The following is a 15925-nucleotide window of genomic DNA, read 5'->3' as shown; positions in this document are numbered from 1 at the left end:
GGGGGGCCTCACTGATCATGCCGGAGGGGACGCCCCGTTCAGGCCGCCTAGTCGATGGTCGGCTGTTCGCGGCGCTCCGCGGCGTCCTTGTCGCGAGCGGCCGGGATCCCGCCGCCGGCGCCGCCGTCCTTGCCGGCGTTCTGCGGGTTGAAGCCGGAGGCGGCGCCCATCGGGCCGAAGTTGCCCATCGCTCCGGAGAGGCCCTTGAGGGCGTCTCCGATCTCGCTCGGGACGATCCAGAGCTTGTTTGCATCGCCCTCGGCGAGCTTCGGGAGCATCTGGAGGTACTGGTAGGCGAGCAGTTTCTGGTCGGCGTCGCCGGCGTGGATGGACTCGAAGACCGTACGGATGGCCTGGGCCTCGCCCTCGGCGCGCAGGGCCGCTGCCTTGGCGTCACCTTCCGCGCGCAGGATGGAGGACTGCTTCTCGCCCTCGGCGCGCAGGATCTCGGACTGCCGGACACCTTCGGCCTGGAGGATCGCGGCGCGCTTGTCGCGGTCGGCGCGCATCTGCTTCTCCATCGAGTCCTGGATGGAGGTCGGCGGCTCGATGGCCTTGAGCTCGACGCGGTTGACGCGGATGCCCCACTTGCCGGTGGCCTCGTCGAGGACTCCGCGCAGGGCCGCGTTGATCTCCTCGCGGGAGGTCAGGGTCCGCTCCAGGTCCATGCCGCCGATGATGTTGCGGAGCGTGGTGACGGTGAGCTGCTCGATGGCCTGGATGTAGCTGGCCACCTCGTACGTCGCGGCGCGGGCGTCGGTCACCTGGTAGTAGATGACCGTGTCGATGTTGACGACCAGGTTGTCCTGGGTGATGACGGGCTGCGGTGGGAAGGGGACGACCTGCTCGCGGAGGTCGATCCGGTTGCGGATCGAGTCGATGAACGGGACGACGATGTTGAGGCCCGCGTTGAGGGTGCGGGTGTAGCGGCCGAATCGCTCGACGATGGCGGCGCTGGCCTGCGGGATCACCTGGATCGTCTTGACCAGTGCGATGAAGACCAGAACCACCAGAATGATCAGAACGATGATGATCGGTTGCATGCGGTTCCCCGTGCCCTTCCGGCTGTCTGTGCTGCCCCGTTCAGCGGAGTCTCGCAGACCCCGGGGCCGCGGGTCGGCTGCTTGCCCACATGCGGCGTGCACACGGTGGGTTGCTCACGTGCTGGTCCGTCACATGACGACGGCGGTCGCCCCGTCGATCTCCACGACGTCGACGGACTGACCCGGTTCGAAGGTGATGTCCGCGTCCAGGGAGCGCGCCGACCAGATCTCGCCGGCGAGCTTGATCCGGCCGCCGCCGCTCGCGTCCACGCGTTCGAGGACGACGGCGCTCCGGCCCCTCAACGCGTCGATTCCGCTGCGGTGTTGGGGTTTCTGGTTGCGGTGCCGGTTGGCGATCGGGCGGACGACCGCGAGGAGCGCGACCGACACGACCACGAAGACCAGGACTTGGGCGACCACTCCCCCGCCGAGGGCCGCCGTGACGGCGGCCGCCACCGCTCCGGCGGCGAACATGCCGAACTCGGGCATCGCGGTGAGGACCAGGGGAATGCCCAGTCCGACCGCGCCTATGAGCCACCACACCCACGCGTCGATGTCCACATGGTCATGGTAGGTCGGGTGGGCGCGGTCCGGACAGGGTGCGGGAGGCCCGGCCGGTGCGACGACCTACCGCAGGGGCAGGCCCTGGGCGGTCCAGCGGTCGCTGTCGTTGCGCTCGACGACGAGCGGCAGGCCGAAGCAGAGGGAGAGGTTGCGGGAGGTCAGTTCGAGGTCGATGGGTCCGGCCGCGACCACCTTGCCCTGACGGATCATCAGGACGTGCGTGAAGCCGGGGGCGATCTCCTCGACGTGGTGCGTGACCATGATCATCGACGGGGCGAGCGGATCGCGGGCGAGCCGGCCGAGGCGTCGTACGAGGTCCTCGCGGCCGCCGAGGTCGAGGCCGGCGGCGGGCTCGTCGAGCAGCAGCAGCTCGGGGTCGGTCATCAGCGCACGGGCGATCAGGGTGCGCTTGCGCTCGCCCTCGGAGAGGGTGCCGAACTTCCGGTCGAGGTAGGGCGTCATGCCGAGGCGGTCGAGGAAGGCGCGGGCGCGCTGCTCGTCGATCTCCTCGTACTCCTCCTGCCAGGTGGCCGTCATCCCGTACGCGGCGGTGAGGACGGTCTCCAGGACGGTCTGGCGCCTGGGCAGCTTGTCGGCCATCGCGATGCCGGCCATGCCGATGCGGGGGCGCAGCTCGAAGACGTCCACCTTGCCGAGGGTGCTGCCGAGGATGGTGGCGGAACCCTTGGTGGGGAAGAGGTAGCTGGAGGCGAGGTTCAGCAGCGTGGTCTTGCCGGCGCCGTTGGGGCCGAGGATCACCCAGCGCTCCCCCTCCTTGACCGACCAGGAGACCTGGTCCACCAGAGCCCGGCCCTCGCGGACCACGGATACGTCCACCAGCTCCAGAACATCGCTCATGAGCGTGTTGTCTCCCCTTGCAGTCTCGGTTCGTCTGTGCGCCGCCCCGTGTCGGTGGGCGCAGCCCCAGGGGAAAACCTACGCCACTCGGGGAGGGGTCCGGGCCCGGGCCCGGGTCCCGGGGGCCGTCCGTAAAGTAGGGGGATGCTTTTCGAACCGCGTTCAGGGCGGCTGGCCGCCTGGGGGAACGCTCTGCTGGCCGGTCTCGTCTCGCCCGACGAGGCCGTGTTGTCGATCGTGGGCGAGGACGCCGTGCACCGGGTGGAGGGGCTGCCCGGGGAATCCGCCCCGGTGGGTCTCACGCTGGCGCTGGGCCGGCTGCGGGTACTGGGCGTGACCGGGCTGCGGATCGCGCTGCCCGCGCCGGGGCATCCGCTGGGGCTGAGCGGGCCGCCGGAGTTCAACGCGAGGGCGCTGGACGCGGAGGAGGCGGTCGTCGCGGTGGGTGCGGCGCTCGGGCTGGTCCCGGAGGTGCACGAGGCCGGGCCCGCGGGTGATGTGCACGTGTCGGTGACCTGGCACTGCCTGCCGGTACGGGAGGCCCCGCCGGCGGACGTGCCGTCGCTCGGCGAGGCGGAGCGGGAACTCGCGGAGGCGCTGCGCGAGGCCACGGTGGTGCTGACCCGGCTGGACGTGGCGGGATCCGGGCCGGTCGCGGAGGCGGCGCTGTCCGCGTACCGGGCGCGGACGGAAGCCGGGCGGGACGCGCTGGCGCCGGGGTATCCGGCGCGGGCGGTACGGGTCCTCTCCCTGGCGCAGCGGGTGGACCTGATGGTGTCGCTGGCGACCGAGCGGGGGCACGGGGCGGCGGTGGCCGCCTCGGAGATGGCGGCCCGGGCGGAGGCGCTGCGGCCCGTGGAGCGGGTCGCCCGGCGGGCGCTGGTCGCGGCGTACAACTCGGCCGTCGAGGAGCGGATGCGCTAGCCGCGGTGGCGCTGGCCGCGGTATGCGGGGATCGGGTGCGGCGCCGTTGCGCGAGCGTCCCCGGCTGCGCCGGGCTTTCCGGGGCGCCGCCCCGGACCCCGCGCCTCAAACGCCGGCGAGGCTGGATTTGCCCGGCCGCGCCGCCGGCCGGAGGCCTGCGAAGCGGGGCGAAGCCTGCGGAGCAGCGCGAGCGCCGGGATGGGCGGGCCGCGGAGCTGGGCTAGCGCCACGCCGGAAAAGGGATCGGCCCCGCTTCCCAGGGAGAGGGGGGAAGCGGGGCCGAAGTTCACGGCCACTGCGTAGGCCGCGGCTGCGCGGGCCCGCCTGCACCGCCGGTCGGAGGCCGGCGCAGCAGGGCGAAGCCTGCGCAGCAGTGCGAGCGCTGCGTCAAGAAGGGGTGCGGTGGGGTCAGTTGTTGACGCCCGTGTTGCCCCAGGCGCCGTTGAGCAGGCCGATCACGTTGACCGAGTTGCCCACCACGTTCGCGGGGACGTGGACGGGGAGCTGGAGCTGGTTCCCCGCGGCCACGCCGGGCGAGTTCAGGGCCTCACCCTCCGCCGACGCACCGCCGTGCGCCGACGAGACACCCGCGCCGGCGGCGAGGAGGCCGCCCGCGATCATGGTGACGGCAGTGGCCTTCTTGAAGTTCTTCACGTTCTCGTCCTCCAGTACGTCTGCCGCGACCAGCCGCCGCGGCACGTCATGAAGAACGCTCATCCGACGAACGGGATGCGCCATGTGGGCTACATACACCCGACCGAATGAATCGCCGCCCGTATGAGTCACTGCGCGATGCCGTGTCTGACCGCCCACAGCGCCGCCTGCGTACGGTCGGCGAGGTCCAGCTTCATCAGGATGTTCGAGACGTGTGTCTTCACCGTCTTCTCCGACAGGACGAGGGCGCGAGCGATCTCCCTGTTCGAGCGCCCGTCCGCTATGTGGTGCAGTACCTCGCGCTCGCGGTCCGTCAGGTTGCCGCCGCGGCCGGACGACGGGCCGGGGCCTTCCTCGGCGAGCAGAGCCCCCGCGACCTCCGGCTGGAGGAGGACGTGGCCCGCGTGCACCGAGCGGATGGCGGCCGCGAGGGCGTCGGGGTCTATGTCCTTGTACACGTAGCCGGCCGCGCCCGCGCGCAGGGCGGGGACCACCGTGCGCTGCTCGGTGAAGCTGGTGACGATCAGCACGCGCGCCGGATTCGCCAGCGTGCGCAGCCGGCGCAGCGCCTCGATGCCGTCGGTGCCCGGCATCTTGATGTCCATCAGGATGACGTCGGGGCGCAGTTCCTCGGCGCGGTCGATGCCTTCCTCGCCGTCGGCCGCCTCGCCGACCACCTCGATGTCGTCCTGGACCTCGAGGAAGGTGCGCAGGCCCCGCCGGACCACCTGGTGGTCGTCCACGAGCAATACGTTGATGCTGCGGCTGCGGGTGCCGCCGCCGCTACGGCCCGGCGTGTCAGCCACCGGGTACCTCCAGTTCGATCGTGGTGCCGGTGCCGGGCTCGGACCGTACGGTGAGTCTCCCTCCGACACCGGCGGCCCGGTCCCGCATGGAGACCAGGCCGAGGTGCCGGCCCGCCCGGCGGACGGTGGGAGGGGAGAAGCCGGCTCCGTCGTCGGTCACCCTGAGCAGGGCTTCCCCGGTCTCCCGGCGGGTCAGGGTGACGTCGATCCGGTCGCCGGCGGAGTGGCGCAGGGCGTTGTGCAGGGCCTCTTGGGCCACGCGCAGGACCGCCTCCTCCTGGGCCGCGGGCAGGGCCCGTACGCCGTCGCAGGCGAAGGTGACGTGCGCGGTGTGGGCCCGGTCCAGGACGCGGACCTGGTTGCGCAGCGTGGCGACCAGGCCGTCCTCGTCGAGGGCGGCGGGGCGGAGCTCGGTGACGGCCGCGCGCAGTTCGTCGGCGGCCTCGGCCGCGAGGAGGGCGACCTGCTGGAGCTCGTCCTTGGCGCGGGCCGGGTCGCGGTCCACCAGGGCGGCGGCGGCCTGCGCGGTCAGGCGGAGCGAGAAGAGCTTCTGGCTGACCGCGTCGTGCAGCTCGTGGGCCAGGCGGGAGCGCTCCTCGGCGATGGTCAGCTCGCGGCTGCGCTCGTAGAGGCGGGCGTTGGTGAGGGCGATCGCCGCGTGCTGGGCGAGGAGGGAGAGGAGTTCCTCGTCCTCGTCGGTGAAGCCGTGCCCGCTTCCCGGGACGCTCCGCTTGTTCGCGAGGAAGAGGGCGCCGAGGGTCTCCTCGCCGTCCCGGATGGGCAGCCCGAGGAAGTCGGACATGTCGGGGTGGGCGGCGGGCCAGCCCTCGAAGCGGGGGTCCTTGCGCACGTCGGCCAGCCGCTCGGGGCCGTCCTGATGGAGCATCGCGGCGAGGATGCCGTGCTGCCGGGGCAGCGGGCCGATCGCCCGCCACTGTTCCTCGCTGATGCCGTCCACGACGAACTGGGCGAAGCCGCCGTGGTCGTCCGGGACGCCCAGGGCCGCGTACTCGGCGTCGAGCAGCTCGCGGGCCGAGGCGACGATCGTGCGGAGCACGTCGCGGACCTCCAGCCGGCGGCTCATGGCGAGGAGCGCGGTGCTCACGGCGGCCAGGCCGCCGCCGCGGGGGGCTCGGGGTCCGGAGTCCATGGCCTCACGGTACTCGCGGCGCCGGGGCCGGCGGATCGGGCGGGGGGCGTAGGCCGCGGTCGGGTCGCGGCGTAGGTCTTCGCCCTAGGTCGAAGGGACCTGGCGGGTGCGGCCGGCGGCCGAGGCGGCGGGGGTGGTCGGGTTCCTACGTTGGGGGCATCTGCCGGGCGGTTCGGAAAGCGAGGGTGCGGTCATGTCGGTGGCGATGGTGACGGGGGCGTCGAGGGGGCTGGGGCGGGCGCTGGCCGGGGAGCTGGCGGCCCGGGGCTGGGACCTGGTGCTGAGCGCACGGAGCGCGGGCCCGCTGGCGGAGGCCGGGGAGGCCCTGCGGGCAGCGGGGGCGCGGGTGACGGCGGTGGCCGGGGACGTGTCCTCGGCGGCGCACCGGGCGGAGCTGGTGGCGGCGGCGCGGGAGCTGGGCGGGCTGGACCTGCTGGTGAACAACGCGGGCGTGCTGGGCGCGGAGCCGCTGGTGCCGCTCGCGGTGCACCCGCTGGAGGGGCTGCGCGAGGCGTTCGAGGTGAACGTGGTGGCGCCGCTGGGGCTGGTCCAGGAGACGCTGCCGCTGCTGCGGGCGGCCGCTGCCGGGGCGGTGCTGAACATCAGCTCGGACGCGGCGGTGGTGCCCTACGGGACCTGGGGTGGCTACGGAGCGACCAAGGCGGCGGGTGACCTGATGTCGGCGGTCCTGGCCGGGGAGGAGCCGGGGCTGCGCGTGTGGTGGGCGGATCCGGGCTCGATGCGGACGCGGATGATGGCGGCGGCCGATCCCGCGGAGGACCTGGCGGCGCTGCCGACGCCGCAGGAGGTGGCTCCGGTGCTGCTGACCCTGCTGACGGGACCCGCGCCCAGCGGGCGGTACACGGCCCAGGAGCTCGCCGGGGCCCGGGGGCGCGACGGTGTGGAGGGGCGCGACGGTGTGGAGGCGGTCCTCGGGGCGGACGGGGCGGTGCGGTGAGCGGGGAGCGGGGGGTACGGGAGAAGGGACTGTATATAAGGGACATTCCGCCGGGTCTTGCGGCCCGGGTTCCCGCCGAGCAGCGGGGGCCGGGGCGGGGGCGGGACTCGGTGCGGCTGCTGGTCTCGCGGGGCGCCTCGGAGGTGTCGCTGCACGCCTTCCGGGAGCTGCCGGTGCTGCTGCACGCCGGGGACGTGCTGGTGGTGAACACCTCGGCGACGTTGCCGGCCGCCGTGGACGGGCGGCTCGGCGGCGAGGAGCTCGTCGTGCACTTCTCCACGCGCGGCGAGGACGGCCGCTGGACCGTGGAGCTCCGGGAGCCGGACCGGGTCGTACGGGGGTCGACCCGGCCCCGGGCCGGGGGGCCCGCCGGGGCCGTCGTGGAGCTGCCGGGCGGGTGGCGCCTCGTACTGGAGGAGCCGGTGGCGCCGGGGGCGGACCGGCTGTGGTGGGCGCGGCCCGCGCCGCCGCCGGGGCGTCCGGAGGAGGTGCCGGCGCTGCTGCGCTCGTACGGGCGGCCGATCCGGTACGCCTATACGGAGCGGGACCAGCCGCTCTCGGCGTACCAGACGGTCTTCGCGGTGCCCCGGGCCGACGGGGCGGGTTCGGCGGAGATGCCGAGCGCGGGCCGGCCCTTCACGGCGGAGCTGGTGGCGGAGCTGGTGCGCCGGGGGGTGCACTTCGCCCCGCTGACCCTGCACACGGGGGTGGCTTCGCAGGAGGCGCACGAGCCGCCGTACCCGGAGCGGTACGAGGTGCCCGCGACCACGGCCCGGCTGGTGAACGCGGCGAGGGCGGCGGGCGGGCGGGTGATCGGGGTGGGGACCACGGCGGTGCGGGCGCTGGAGTCGGCCGCCGACGGGGACGGGATGGTGCGGGCCGCCGGGGGCTGGACCGGGCTGGTCGTGACGCCGGAGCGCGGGGTGCGGGCGGTGGACGGGCTGTTGACCGGGCTGCACGAGCCCGGGGCCTCGCACCTGCTGATGCTGGAGGCGGTGGCCGGACGGGAGGCCGTACGGCGCGGGTATGCCTCGGCCGTGGCGAACCTGTGCCTTTGGCACGAGTTCGGGGACGTTCATCTGCTACTCAAGGATGAGAACGGTCACTGAGTGGATTGCTGCCGCAACGGTTGGTGAGACTGATACGCGACCGATGTGAGCCCGGGCATAGGACGCACATCACTTACGAAGCTCCCTAGTGGACGAATAAGGGCGCTGTTAGCGCTGGCTCGCGTGGTCCGGGCCCTGAATTCAGGGCCCGGCTCCGGCCCCTGATCCACTAAGCGGGATCGTACGTCACACCTTTGCCACAAGTTTTTGCCACCGCTAAGAATTGCTCTCGCCGCACAGCGCCGCGGATCTCGGATCCGGCAGGCGCTTTCCTGCGGCCCCCGCTATTCGAAGAGGTTGCTACGCATGACCGAGACCAGCACTCCCGGCCACAGTCGTCGTCTGACGATGACGAAGGCGCACAAGCTTTCCATCGCCGGTGTAGCCACCCTGGGCGCCGCCGCCCTCGCCTTCTCCCTCGTCCCGGCCAACGCCGCCGAGACGCAGACGACCGTCGCCACGGCCCCCGTCGCCTGGTCCAAGGTCGTCGACGGTGCGCAGGCGCAGGCCGTGCAGCAGCACCTCACCGTTCAGCAGGTCATCGCGAAGCAGCAGGCCAAGGTCGCCAAGGACGCGAAGGACGCCGCTGCCAAGGCCAAGGCCGAGGCGGACGCGAAGAAGGACCGCGAGCAGAAGGCTGCCGCCAGCCGTTCCGCGAACCGCGTGCCGGTCTTCGCGAACAACCTGGACGGCTGGATCAAGGAAGCCCTCTTCATCATGAAGAGGGAGGGCATTCCGGGCACCTACGCCGGGATCCACAAGAACATCATGCGCGAGTCCAGCGGTAACCCGATGGCGATCAACAACTGGGACATCAACGCCCAGAACGGCATCCCCAGCAAGGGTCTGCTCCAGGTCATCGCCCCGACCTTCAAGGCGTACCACGTCAAGGGCACCAAGTTCGACCAGTACGACCCGGTCGCCAACATCGTCGCCGCCTGCAACTACGCGGCCGACCGTTACGGCTCCATGGACAACGTCAACAGCGCCTACTAGGCCTCTGGCGTCCTCCCCAGCCCCCCATGCGCCTCAGGGCGGCCCCGGTGTTCCGGAGCCGCCCTGAGGCGTTTCGTGCGTGCCCGCGTGCCTACGCGGCCCTGGTGCCTGCCCGCCGGGTTACTTGCCGGCGCGCATGACCTCGGGCTCGTGGCGGCGGAGCAGGCGCTGCACGGCGAAGCCGCACGCGACGCCGAGGAGCAGCAGGACCGTGATGTTCAGGCTCCACTGGCCGACCGTGGCGTCCCAGAGCGGGTCCGTGTTGGTCGGGTTGTCCTGGTCCCACGGCGGCATGAGCACGCCGAGGTTCAGCGTGGTGCCGGCGGCGGCGATCGCCCAGCGGGACGGCATCAGCCAGGCGAACTGCTCCAGGCCCGGAGAGTCGTAGACCTGGAAGAGGATGCCGGTGAAGACGACCTGGACGATCGCGAACATGACGAGCAGCGGCATGGTCTTCTCGGCGGTCTTCACCAGCGAGGAGATCACCAGGCCGAACATCATGGAGGTGAAGCCGAGCGCGATGACCGACAGGCAGATCTCCACGGCCGGCGGCATCAGCAGACCCTCGGCGGGCAGGTCGCGCGGGTAGAAGCCGATCGCGCAGATGATCACGCCCTGGATGGCCGTGATGACCCCGAGGACGATCACCTTCGACGCGAGATACGCCGACCGGGACAGGCCGGTCGCGCGCTCGCGCTCGTAGATCACGCGTTCCTTGATCAGCTCGCGGACCGAGTTCGCTGCGCCGGAGAAGCACATGCCGACCGCGAGGATCAGCATGATCGTGCCGGCGTCGCCGTTGAAGCGGGACGGCGCCACGGGCGGCGCGAGTCCGAACTTCGCCGGGATGACGACGGAGACCACGCCGAGGACCGCCGGGAGGATCAGCATCAGGCCGATGAAGCCCTTGTCGGACGCGATCACCGACATGTAGCGGCGCATCAGCGTCCAGAGCTGGGAGCCCCAGCCCTGCGGCTTCGGCGGCCTGGTCTGCTGCACGGCGGGCTGCACCGACTGCGGGGCGACCGCGTCGATGTCGGCGGCGTAGAGCTGGTAGTGCTGCGAGCCCTTCCAGCGGCCGGCCCAGTCGTAGTCGCGGTAGCTCTCGAAGGCGGAGAACACGTCGGCCCAGGTGGAGTAGCCGAAGAAGTTCAGCGCCTCGTCCGGCGGGCCGAAGTACGCGACCGAGCCGCCCGGGGCCATGACCAGCAGCTTGTCGCAGATGGACAGCTCGGCGACCGAGTGCGTGACGACGAGGACCGTGCGGCCGTCGTCGGCGAGGCCGCGCAGCAGCTGCATGACGTCGCGGTCCATGCCCGGGTCGAGGCCGGAGGTGGGTTCGTCCAGGAAGATCAGCGAGGGCTTGGTCAGCAGCTCCAGGGCCACGGACACGCGCTTGCGCTGGCCGCCCGAGAGGGCGGTGATCTTCTTGTCCTTGTGGATGTCGAGCTTGAGCTCGCGCAGCACCTCGTTGATGCGGGCGGCGCGCTCGGACTCGGCGGTGTCGCCCGGGAAGCGGAGCTTGGCCGCGTACTTGAGGGCGGTGCTGACCTTCAGCTCCTTGTGCAGGATGTCGTCCTGCGGGACCAGGCCGATGCGCTGGCGGAGCTCCGCGAACTGCTTGTACAGGTTGCGGTTGTCGTAGAGGACGTCGCCCTCGTTGGCCGGGCGGTAGCCGGTCAGCGCCTTGAGGAGCGTCGACTTGCCGGAGCCGGAGGGGCCGATGACGCCGATCAGCGACTTCTCGGGGACGCCGAAGGTGACGTCCTTGAGGATCTGCTTGCCGCCGTCGACCGTGACCGTGAGGTGGCGGGCCGAGAAGGAGACGTCACCGGTGTCGACGAACTCCTCGAGGCGGTCGCCGACGATCCGGAAGGTCGAGTGGCCGACGCCGACGATGTCGTTCGGGCCGAGCAGCGCGGTGCCGGACTTCGCCAGCGGCTGGCCGTTGACGTAGGTGCCGTTGTGGCTGCCGAGGTCGCGGATCTCGAAGCGGCCGCCCGGCATCGAGCGGAATTCCGCGTGGTGGCGGGAGACCTGGAGGTCGGAGACCACCAGCTCGTTCTCCAGCGCACGGCCGATGCGCATGACGTGGCCCAGCGCGAGCTGGTGGAACGTCGTCGGGCTGCGGTGGTCTCCGTAGCCCGGGGTACCGCCGCCGCCCGGCTGCTGCTGGTGCGGCTGGTGCTGCTGCTGCGGGAAGGGCTGCGCCTGGTGCGGCTGCTGGGCCTGCTGCTGCGGGAACGGCGGGGCCTGCTGGACCTGCTGCTCCCAGGGCTGCTGGGCCTGCTGCTGCGGTGCCTGCTGCTGGGCCTGCGGCTGCTGCGCGTACGCCTGGGCGGGCGACTGCTGCGCCACGGCCGGCTGCGGCGCGGCGGCGCCCGCGCCCGCGACGGGATTCAGCCTCGGCCCGTCGGTGGCGTTGCCGAGGTGCACCGGCGTGCCGGGCACCAGCTCGGCCTGCTGGACCCTCGCCCCGCGCACGTACGTGCCGTTGGTGCTTCCGTGGTCCTCGATTCCCCAACCTCGCCCGTTCCAGGCGATGGTGGCGTGCCGCCACGACACCCTGGCGTCATCGATCACCACGTCTCCCTGGGGATCGCGCCCCAGCGAGTACGACCTGGACGGATCGAGCGTCCAGGTCCTTCCATTCAATTCCAGTACGAGTTCCGGCACTCCAGCCCCACTTAAGTCCCCCGAGAATCCCCCATGACGTCTGGGAGTCTAGGGATGGCGAACATCCGGGGGAACTATTTCAGGCGCACGGCCACAAGGGGAATCCGGGCCACTCGGCGGCGCCCGGAAGGCCCTGCCGAGGGGGTCGAAAGCCCCCCGGATGGTGTGTTTCGGGACGCTCCGGCATGCCTCCGGGCGGGCCGGGGCATCGCTTCGTCCCGTCGCGGGATCTCCACGCACCCGCTCCAGGGCCCGCCCATGGCCACCGCACGACCTCCACACGTCCACCGTGTGGCGTCCGCACGTCCGTACGGAGCGAAACGGTTCCGCCAGGTGGGACGGGGCTCCGTGCGCACAGGCCGGGGAGATACGGTGAAGGCACCATGAGCGCTTCGCAGACCTCCGACGTCCCCACCCTCCTCGTCAAGATCTTCGGCAAGGACCGTCCCGGGATCACCGCCGGGCTGTTCGACACCCTCGCCGCCTACTCCGTCGACGTCGTCGACATCGAGCAGGTCGTCACCCGAGGCCGCATCGTCCTGTGCGCCCTCGTCACCCATCCGACCGCCGGCACCGAGGGCGAGCTGCGGGCCACCGTCCACAGCTGGGCCGAGTCCCTCAAACTGCAGGCCGAGATCCTCTCCGGCACCGGTGACAACCGGCCGCGCGGCAGTGGCCGTTCGCACGTCACCGTGCTCGGGCATCCGCTCACCGCCGAGTCCACGGCCGCCATCGCCGCGCGGATCACCGCGACCGGCGGCAACATCGACCGCATCTTCCGGCTCGCGAAGTATCCGGTGACGGCCGTGGAGTTCGCCGTCTCCGGCACCGCGACCGAGCCGCTGCGCACCGCGCTGGCCACCGCCGCCGCGCAGATCGGCGTCGACGTGGCCGTGGTCTCGGCCGGGCTGCACCGGCGGGCCCAGCGCCTCGTCGTCATGGACGTGGACTCGACCCTGATCCAGGACGAGGTCATCGAGCTCTTCGCCGCCCACGCCGGCTGCGAGGCCGAGGTCGCCGAGGTGACCGAGCGGGCCATGCGCGGGGAGCTGGACTTCGAGCAGTCGCTGCACGCCCGGGTCGCGCTGCTGGCCGGGCTGGACGCCTCCGTGGTGGACAAGGTCCGCTCCGAGGTGCGCCTCACCCCGGGCGCCCGGACGCTGATCCGCACCCTCAAGCGCCTCGGGTATCAGGTGGGCGTGGTCTCCGGCGGGTTCACGCAGGTGACGGACGATCTGCGGGAGAAGCTCGGGCTGGACTTCGCCTCGGCCAACACCCTGGAGATCGTCGACGGAAAGCTGACGGGCAAGGTCACCGGCGAGATCGTGGACCGGGCCGGCAAGGCCCGGCTGCTGCGCCGCTTCGCCGCGGAGGCCGGCGTACCGCTGGCCCAGACGGTGGCCATCGGTGACGGTGCCAACGATCTGGACATGCTGAACGCGGCCGGGCTGGGCGTGGCCTTCTGTGCCAAGCCGGTGGTCCGCCAGGCCGCGCACACCGCGGTGAACGTGCCCTTCCTGGACGCCGTGCTCTACCTGCTCGGGATCACCCGCGAAGAGGTCGAGGCCGCCGACCTGGCGTGACGAAGACGTCCGTCCCCCTACGACGGAGCGGGCCCCGGCACTGTCGAAGTGCCGGGGCCCGCTGCGTCGGCGGAGTCGTCGGGGCGTGCGCGTCAGCTGTGCGGGGTCCAGAAGTCCAGCAGGGTGCCCACGCCGTGTTCCACGGACTTCCACGAGCCGGTGAAGGAGACGACGGCGATCCCGGAGGTCGGGAAGCCGCTGCGGTTCATCCGGGCGAGCACGTCGCCCTGCGCGCTGCCCGCGAGGGCGTCGGCCAGGGCGTGCATGCCGGGGTTGTGGCCGATGACCAGAAGGTTCTTGACCTCGTCGGAGGTCTCGTTGACCAGGGCGATGAGCTCGCCCAGCGAGGCCTCGTAGAGCCGTTCCTCGTACGTGGTCTTCGGCCGGTGCGGCAGCTCCTGGACGGCCAGCTTCCAGGTCTCCCTGGTCCGGGCCGCGCTGGAGCAGAGGGCCAGGTCGAAGGTGATGCCGGTCTGAGCCAGTTTCTGGCCCGCGGCCGGGGCGTCGTGACGGCCGCGTTCTGCCAGGGGGCGGTCGTGGTCCGTGCCGTCCGACCATTCGGCCTTGGCGTGCCGGAGGAGGACGATCCTGCGGGGTGTGTCGGCGCTCATGGCTCCCAGCTTCGCATGAATCGAGCCACGGGGCGCAGGGTGTTGAGGGGGTCCCCCCGCAGGTGTGGCAGGCAGGGGGTGTCCCCCGGCTCACGGCCGCGCGGGTGGGTTCCGGGTTGCTGGCGGCCCGTCAGCCGACGGCGCTCAGCAGCCGTTCGGTGACCTGGACGAGCGCGGAGCCTTCGCCGGAGGCGGCGTGGGCCTGACCGGATCCGGCGAGGAGTATGAGCAGGAAGCCGAAGGCGAGGGCGGGTAGGGCGAGCGCCCACCAGGGCAGCCGTACGTCGGCCCCGGCGGCGCGGGGTGCGGACGGGTGGCCGGGGGCCAGGTGTGTGGGGGCCGACATGGCCGCCTCCGTGGGGTGCGTCGGGCGGGCTCGCTCTTGCTCTTCGAATCTAAGGATTCGAGCAGGCGGTTCCCATCCGGGACGCACCCCAGATGTCCCTGAGCCTGACCCCCTAGGGGTTGGGGGGTTAACCCCACCCCCTAGGGAGAGGCGAGGGTGGCGAGGACGGCGATGATCACGGTCACGAGCAGCATCGCGCCCAGCACGAGGCCGAGCTTCCGGTGGCCGTTCTGGGGGTTCGGTTCGAGTACGGGCGACATGCCGATCAGTCTCGCATGCCGCATTCGTCCTCGATCGTGCGGTCCCGGCCCGCCAGCACGCCGAGCGCGATCTGCGGGACGAGCAGACCGGCCATCAGGGCGAGGGGCAGGTCCCAGCCGCCGGTGTGCTGGTAGAGGGTGCCGATGAGGAGCGGCCCGGGGATGGAGATGAGGTAGCCGGTGCTCTGGGCGAAGGCGGACAGCTTGACGACACCGGCCGGGGACTTGGCCCGCAGTCCGATCATGGTGATGACGAGCGGGAAGGCGCAGTTGGAGACGCCGAGCAGGAGGGCCCAGGCCCACGCGCCGCCGGCGGGGGCGAAGTAGAGCCCCAGGTAGCCGACGAGGCCGAAGAGGCCGAGGCCGACGGCGATGGGGCCCTGGTTCTTCATCCGGCCGGCGAGGCCCGGGATGACGAAGGCGAGCGGGACGCCCATGACCATGGTGACGGCGAGCAGGACGCCCGCCGTGGAGGCGGAGACCCCTGCGTCGCGGAAGATCTGCGGGAGCCAGCCCATGGTGATGTACGCGCCCGTGGCCTGGAGTCCGAAGTAGCAGGCGAGGGCCCACGCGGTGCGGCTGCGCATCACGCCGGGCCCGGCGTCGGGACGAGCGGCCGGTACGCCGGAGGCCGCGGCCTTCTCCTTGCGGGCCGCCGCGCCGATGGCCAGCCAGGGCAGGACGGCCGCCAGGGCGAGGAAGCCCCACACCAGCAGGCCGGTGCGCCAGCTGCCGCCGAGGGCCTGGGTCATCGGGACCGTCGCCGCAGCGGCGAGCGAGGTGCCGGCGGCCAGGGCCATGGAGTAGAGCCCCGTCATGGTGCCGACCCGGTCGGGGAACCAGCGCTTGACGATCACCGGCAGGAGCACGTTGGTCAGGGCTATGCCCGCCAGGGTCAGGGCGCTGGCCGCGAGGAATCCGGCGGCGTTGGTCGCGAAGGGCCGGATCAGCAGGCCCGCGGCGACGGCGGCCATGCCGGCGCAGACGACGGCGGCCGGGCCGAAGCGGCGGGAGAGCCGGGGCGCGGTGACGCCGAAGACGGCGAAGCAGAGGGCGGGTACGGAGGTGATGAGTCCGGCGACGGTCCCGCTCATGCCGAGGCCCTCGCGGGTCTCCTCGAACAGGGCGCCGAGGCTGGTGATGGCGGGCCGCAGGTTGAGGGCGGCCAGCACGATGCCGACGAGGAGCACGGGTCCGAGCCACGCCGGCTGCGGGGTGGTGGCGGGGGCGGGAAGGGGCTGCTGGGATGCCGTGCGCGCGGCCTGGGGCCGGTTCAGGATCTGGACTTCTTCGTCGGACATTCGACCATCATAGAATCATGGGATGATTGGCTGTCCACCCCGCGGCCGTATCGTTCCCGTCACGCGCACCGCTCCCGTCCCGAGAG

The 15925-nt window shown here is 72.0% G+C and carries 16 protein-coding genes; 5 read left to right on the top strand and 11 right to left on the bottom strand.

What is annotated here, in order from left to right:
* Window positions 1-47: 47 nt before the first annotated feature.
* The 3 genes from ACE1OC_RS31200 to ACE1OC_RS31190 form a co-directional block, all read right to left on the bottom strand.
* On the bottom strand, window positions 48-1043 hold the full coding sequence (locus tag ACE1OC_RS31200) for an SPFH domain-containing protein (RefSeq protein WP_274552570.1): 996 nt from the start codon (window positions 1041-1043) through the stop codon (window positions 48-50).
* 129 nt (window positions 1044-1172) lie between these two features.
* On the bottom strand, window positions 1173-1604 hold the full coding sequence (locus ACE1OC_RS31195) for an NfeD family protein (RefSeq protein WP_266958917.1): 432 nt from the start codon (window positions 1602-1604) through the stop codon (window positions 1173-1175).
* Window positions 1605-1670: 66 nt separating this feature from the next.
* Window positions 1671-2465, bottom strand: a complete 795-nt coding sequence (locus ACE1OC_RS31190) for an ABC transporter ATP-binding protein (protein WP_327252042.1) — start codon at window positions 2463-2465, stop codon at window positions 1671-1673.
* 144 nt (window positions 2466-2609) lie between these two features.
* Here ACE1OC_RS31190 and ACE1OC_RS31185 point away from each other — a divergent pair, with 144 nt between their 5' ends.
* A complete protein-coding gene (locus tag ACE1OC_RS31185; RefSeq protein WP_407839805.1) occupies window positions 2610-3389 on the top strand; it encodes a hypothetical protein in 780 nt (259 codons plus the stop codon).
* Between the two features lie 408 nt (window positions 3390-3797).
* Here ACE1OC_RS31185 and ACE1OC_RS31180 read toward each other — a convergent pair whose 3' ends face one another.
* The 3 genes from ACE1OC_RS31180 to ACE1OC_RS31170 all read right to left on the bottom strand — a co-directional run bounded on the left by ACE1OC_RS31180 (window position 3798) and on the right by ACE1OC_RS31170 (window position 5999).
* A complete protein-coding gene (locus ACE1OC_RS31180) occupies window positions 3798-4043 on the bottom strand; it encodes a chaplin (protein ID WP_250742336.1) in 246 nt (81 codons plus the stop codon).
* A gap of 128 nt (window positions 4044-4171) precedes the next feature.
* Window positions 4172-4849, bottom strand: a complete 678-nt coding sequence (locus ACE1OC_RS31175; RefSeq protein ID WP_407839804.1) for a response regulator — start codon at window positions 4847-4849, stop codon at window positions 4172-4174.
* Window positions 4842-5999 carry a GAF domain-containing sensor histidine kinase gene (locus tag ACE1OC_RS31170; protein ID WP_407839803.1) on the bottom strand — a complete coding sequence of 386 codons (1158 nt, stop codon included), beginning with the start codon at window positions 5997-5999 and terminating at the stop codon, window positions 4842-4844. Before ACE1OC_RS31170 ends, ACE1OC_RS31175 begins: the two co-directional genes overlap by 8 nt.
* Window positions 6000-6192: 193 nt before the next feature.
* On the opposite strand from ACE1OC_RS31170, the gene ACE1OC_RS31165 reads away from it, so the two are divergent.
* From ACE1OC_RS31165 to ACE1OC_RS31155, 3 genes are all read left to right on the top strand, one after another.
* Entirely contained in the window at window positions 6193-6957 is a 765-nt protein-coding gene (locus tag ACE1OC_RS31165; protein ID WP_407839802.1) for an SDR family NAD(P)-dependent oxidoreductase, read from the top strand.
* Entirely contained in the window at window positions 6954-8066 is a 1113-nt protein-coding gene (locus ACE1OC_RS31160; protein WP_407839801.1) for an S-adenosylmethionine:tRNA ribosyltransferase-isomerase, read from the top strand. The genes ACE1OC_RS31165 and ACE1OC_RS31160 overlap by 4 nt, the downstream gene beginning before the upstream one ends.
* Before the next feature lie 306 nt (window positions 8067-8372).
* Window positions 8373-9062 carry a transglycosylase SLT domain-containing protein gene (locus ACE1OC_RS31155; RefSeq protein WP_407839800.1) on the top strand — a complete coding sequence of 230 codons (690 nt, stop codon included), beginning with the start codon at window positions 8373-8375 and terminating at the stop codon, window positions 9060-9062.
* Window positions 9063-9182: 120 nt separating this feature from the next.
* Here ACE1OC_RS31155 and ACE1OC_RS31150 read toward each other — a convergent pair whose 3' ends face one another.
* A complete protein-coding gene (locus ACE1OC_RS31150; protein WP_420497896.1) occupies window positions 9183-11738 on the bottom strand; it encodes an FHA domain-containing protein in 2556 nt (851 codons plus the stop codon).
* A gap of 383 nt (window positions 11739-12121) precedes the next feature.
* On the opposite strand from ACE1OC_RS31150, the gene serB reads away from it, so the two are divergent.
* Window positions 12122-13321: a phosphoserine phosphatase SerB gene (serB, locus tag ACE1OC_RS31145; protein ID WP_250742222.1), complete on the top strand. Its 1200-nt coding sequence runs from the start codon at window positions 12122-12124 to the stop codon at window positions 13319-13321.
* A gap of 92 nt (window positions 13322-13413) precedes the next feature.
* Here the strand turns inward: serB and ACE1OC_RS31140 are convergent, their stop codons facing one another.
* The 4 genes from ACE1OC_RS31140 to ACE1OC_RS31125 all read right to left on the bottom strand — a co-directional run bounded on the left by ACE1OC_RS31140 (window position 13414) and on the right by ACE1OC_RS31125 (window position 15839).
* Window positions 13414-13932, bottom strand: coding sequence for a SixA phosphatase family protein (locus tag ACE1OC_RS31140; RefSeq protein WP_266958907.1), 519 nt, complete (start codon window positions 13930-13932; stop codon window positions 13414-13416).
* 130 nt (window positions 13933-14062) lie between these two features.
* Window positions 14063-14278, bottom strand: coding sequence for a hypothetical protein (locus ACE1OC_RS31135; protein WP_407839799.1), 216 nt, complete (start codon window positions 14276-14278; stop codon window positions 14063-14065).
* A gap of 140 nt (window positions 14279-14418) precedes the next feature.
* Window positions 14419-14538 (bottom strand): SGM_5486 family transporter-associated protein, encoded by a 120-nt coding sequence (locus tag ACE1OC_RS31130; RefSeq protein WP_266958903.1) that lies wholly within the window; start codon window positions 14536-14538, stop codon window positions 14419-14421.
* Window positions 14539-14543: 5 nt separating this feature from the next.
* Entirely contained in the window at window positions 14544-15839 is a 1296-nt protein-coding gene (locus tag ACE1OC_RS31125; protein WP_407839798.1) for a CynX/NimT family MFS transporter, read from the bottom strand.
* Between the last annotated feature and the right edge of the window lie 86 nt (window positions 15840-15925).

It is taken from the genome of Streptomyces stoeckheimensis, assembly GCF_045822005.1.
GTDB classification, from domain to species: domain Bacteria; phylum Actinomycetota; class Actinomycetes; order Streptomycetales; family Streptomycetaceae; genus Streptomyces; species Streptomyces stoeckheimensis.
The sequence above is the reverse complement of the archived record's forward strand: the minus strand, read 5'-3'. Positions and strand labels throughout refer to the sequence as shown.

Excerpts from the sequence above, each read along its gene's own strand:
- ACE1OC_RS31200 (WP_274552570.1), bottom strand. The coding sequence starts at position 1,043 with ATGCAACCGATCATCATCGTTCTGATCATTCTGGTGGTTCTGGTCTTC.
- ACE1OC_RS31190 (WP_327252042.1), bottom strand. The coding sequence starts at position 2,465 with ATGAGCGATGTTCTGGAGCTGGTGGACGTATCCGTGGTCCGCGAGGGC.
- ACE1OC_RS31185 (WP_407839805.1), top strand. The coding sequence starts at position 2,610 with ATGCTTTTCGAACCGCGTTCAGGGCGGCTGGCCGCCTGGGGGAACGCT.
- ACE1OC_RS31170 (WP_407839803.1), bottom strand. The coding sequence starts at position 5,999 with ATGGACTCCGGACCCCGAGCCCCCCGCGGCGGCGGCCTGGCCGCCGTG.
- ACE1OC_RS31165 (WP_407839802.1), top strand. The coding sequence starts at position 6,193 with ATGTCGGTGGCGATGGTGACGGGGGCGTCGAGGGGGCTGGGGCGGGCG.
- ACE1OC_RS31155 (WP_407839800.1), top strand. The coding sequence starts at position 8,373 with ATGACCGAGACCAGCACTCCCGGCCACAGTCGTCGTCTGACGATGACG.
- serB (WP_250742222.1), top strand. The coding sequence starts at position 12,122 with ATGAGCGCTTCGCAGACCTCCGACGTCCCCACCCTCCTCGTCAAGATC.
- ACE1OC_RS31140 (WP_266958907.1), bottom strand. The coding sequence starts at position 13,932 with ATGAGCGCCGACACACCCCGCAGGATCGTCCTCCTCCGGCACGCCAAG.
- ACE1OC_RS31135 (WP_407839799.1), bottom strand. The coding sequence starts at position 14,278 with ATGTCGGCCCCCACACACCTGGCCCCCGGCCACCCGTCCGCACCCCGC.
- ACE1OC_RS31130 (WP_266958903.1), bottom strand. The coding sequence starts at position 14,538 with ATGTCGCCCGTACTCGAACCGAACCCCCAGAACGGCCACCGGAAGCTC.
- ACE1OC_RS31125 (WP_407839798.1), bottom strand. The coding sequence starts at position 15,839 with ATGTCCGACGAAGAAGTCCAGATCCTGAACCGGCCCCAGGCCGCGCGC.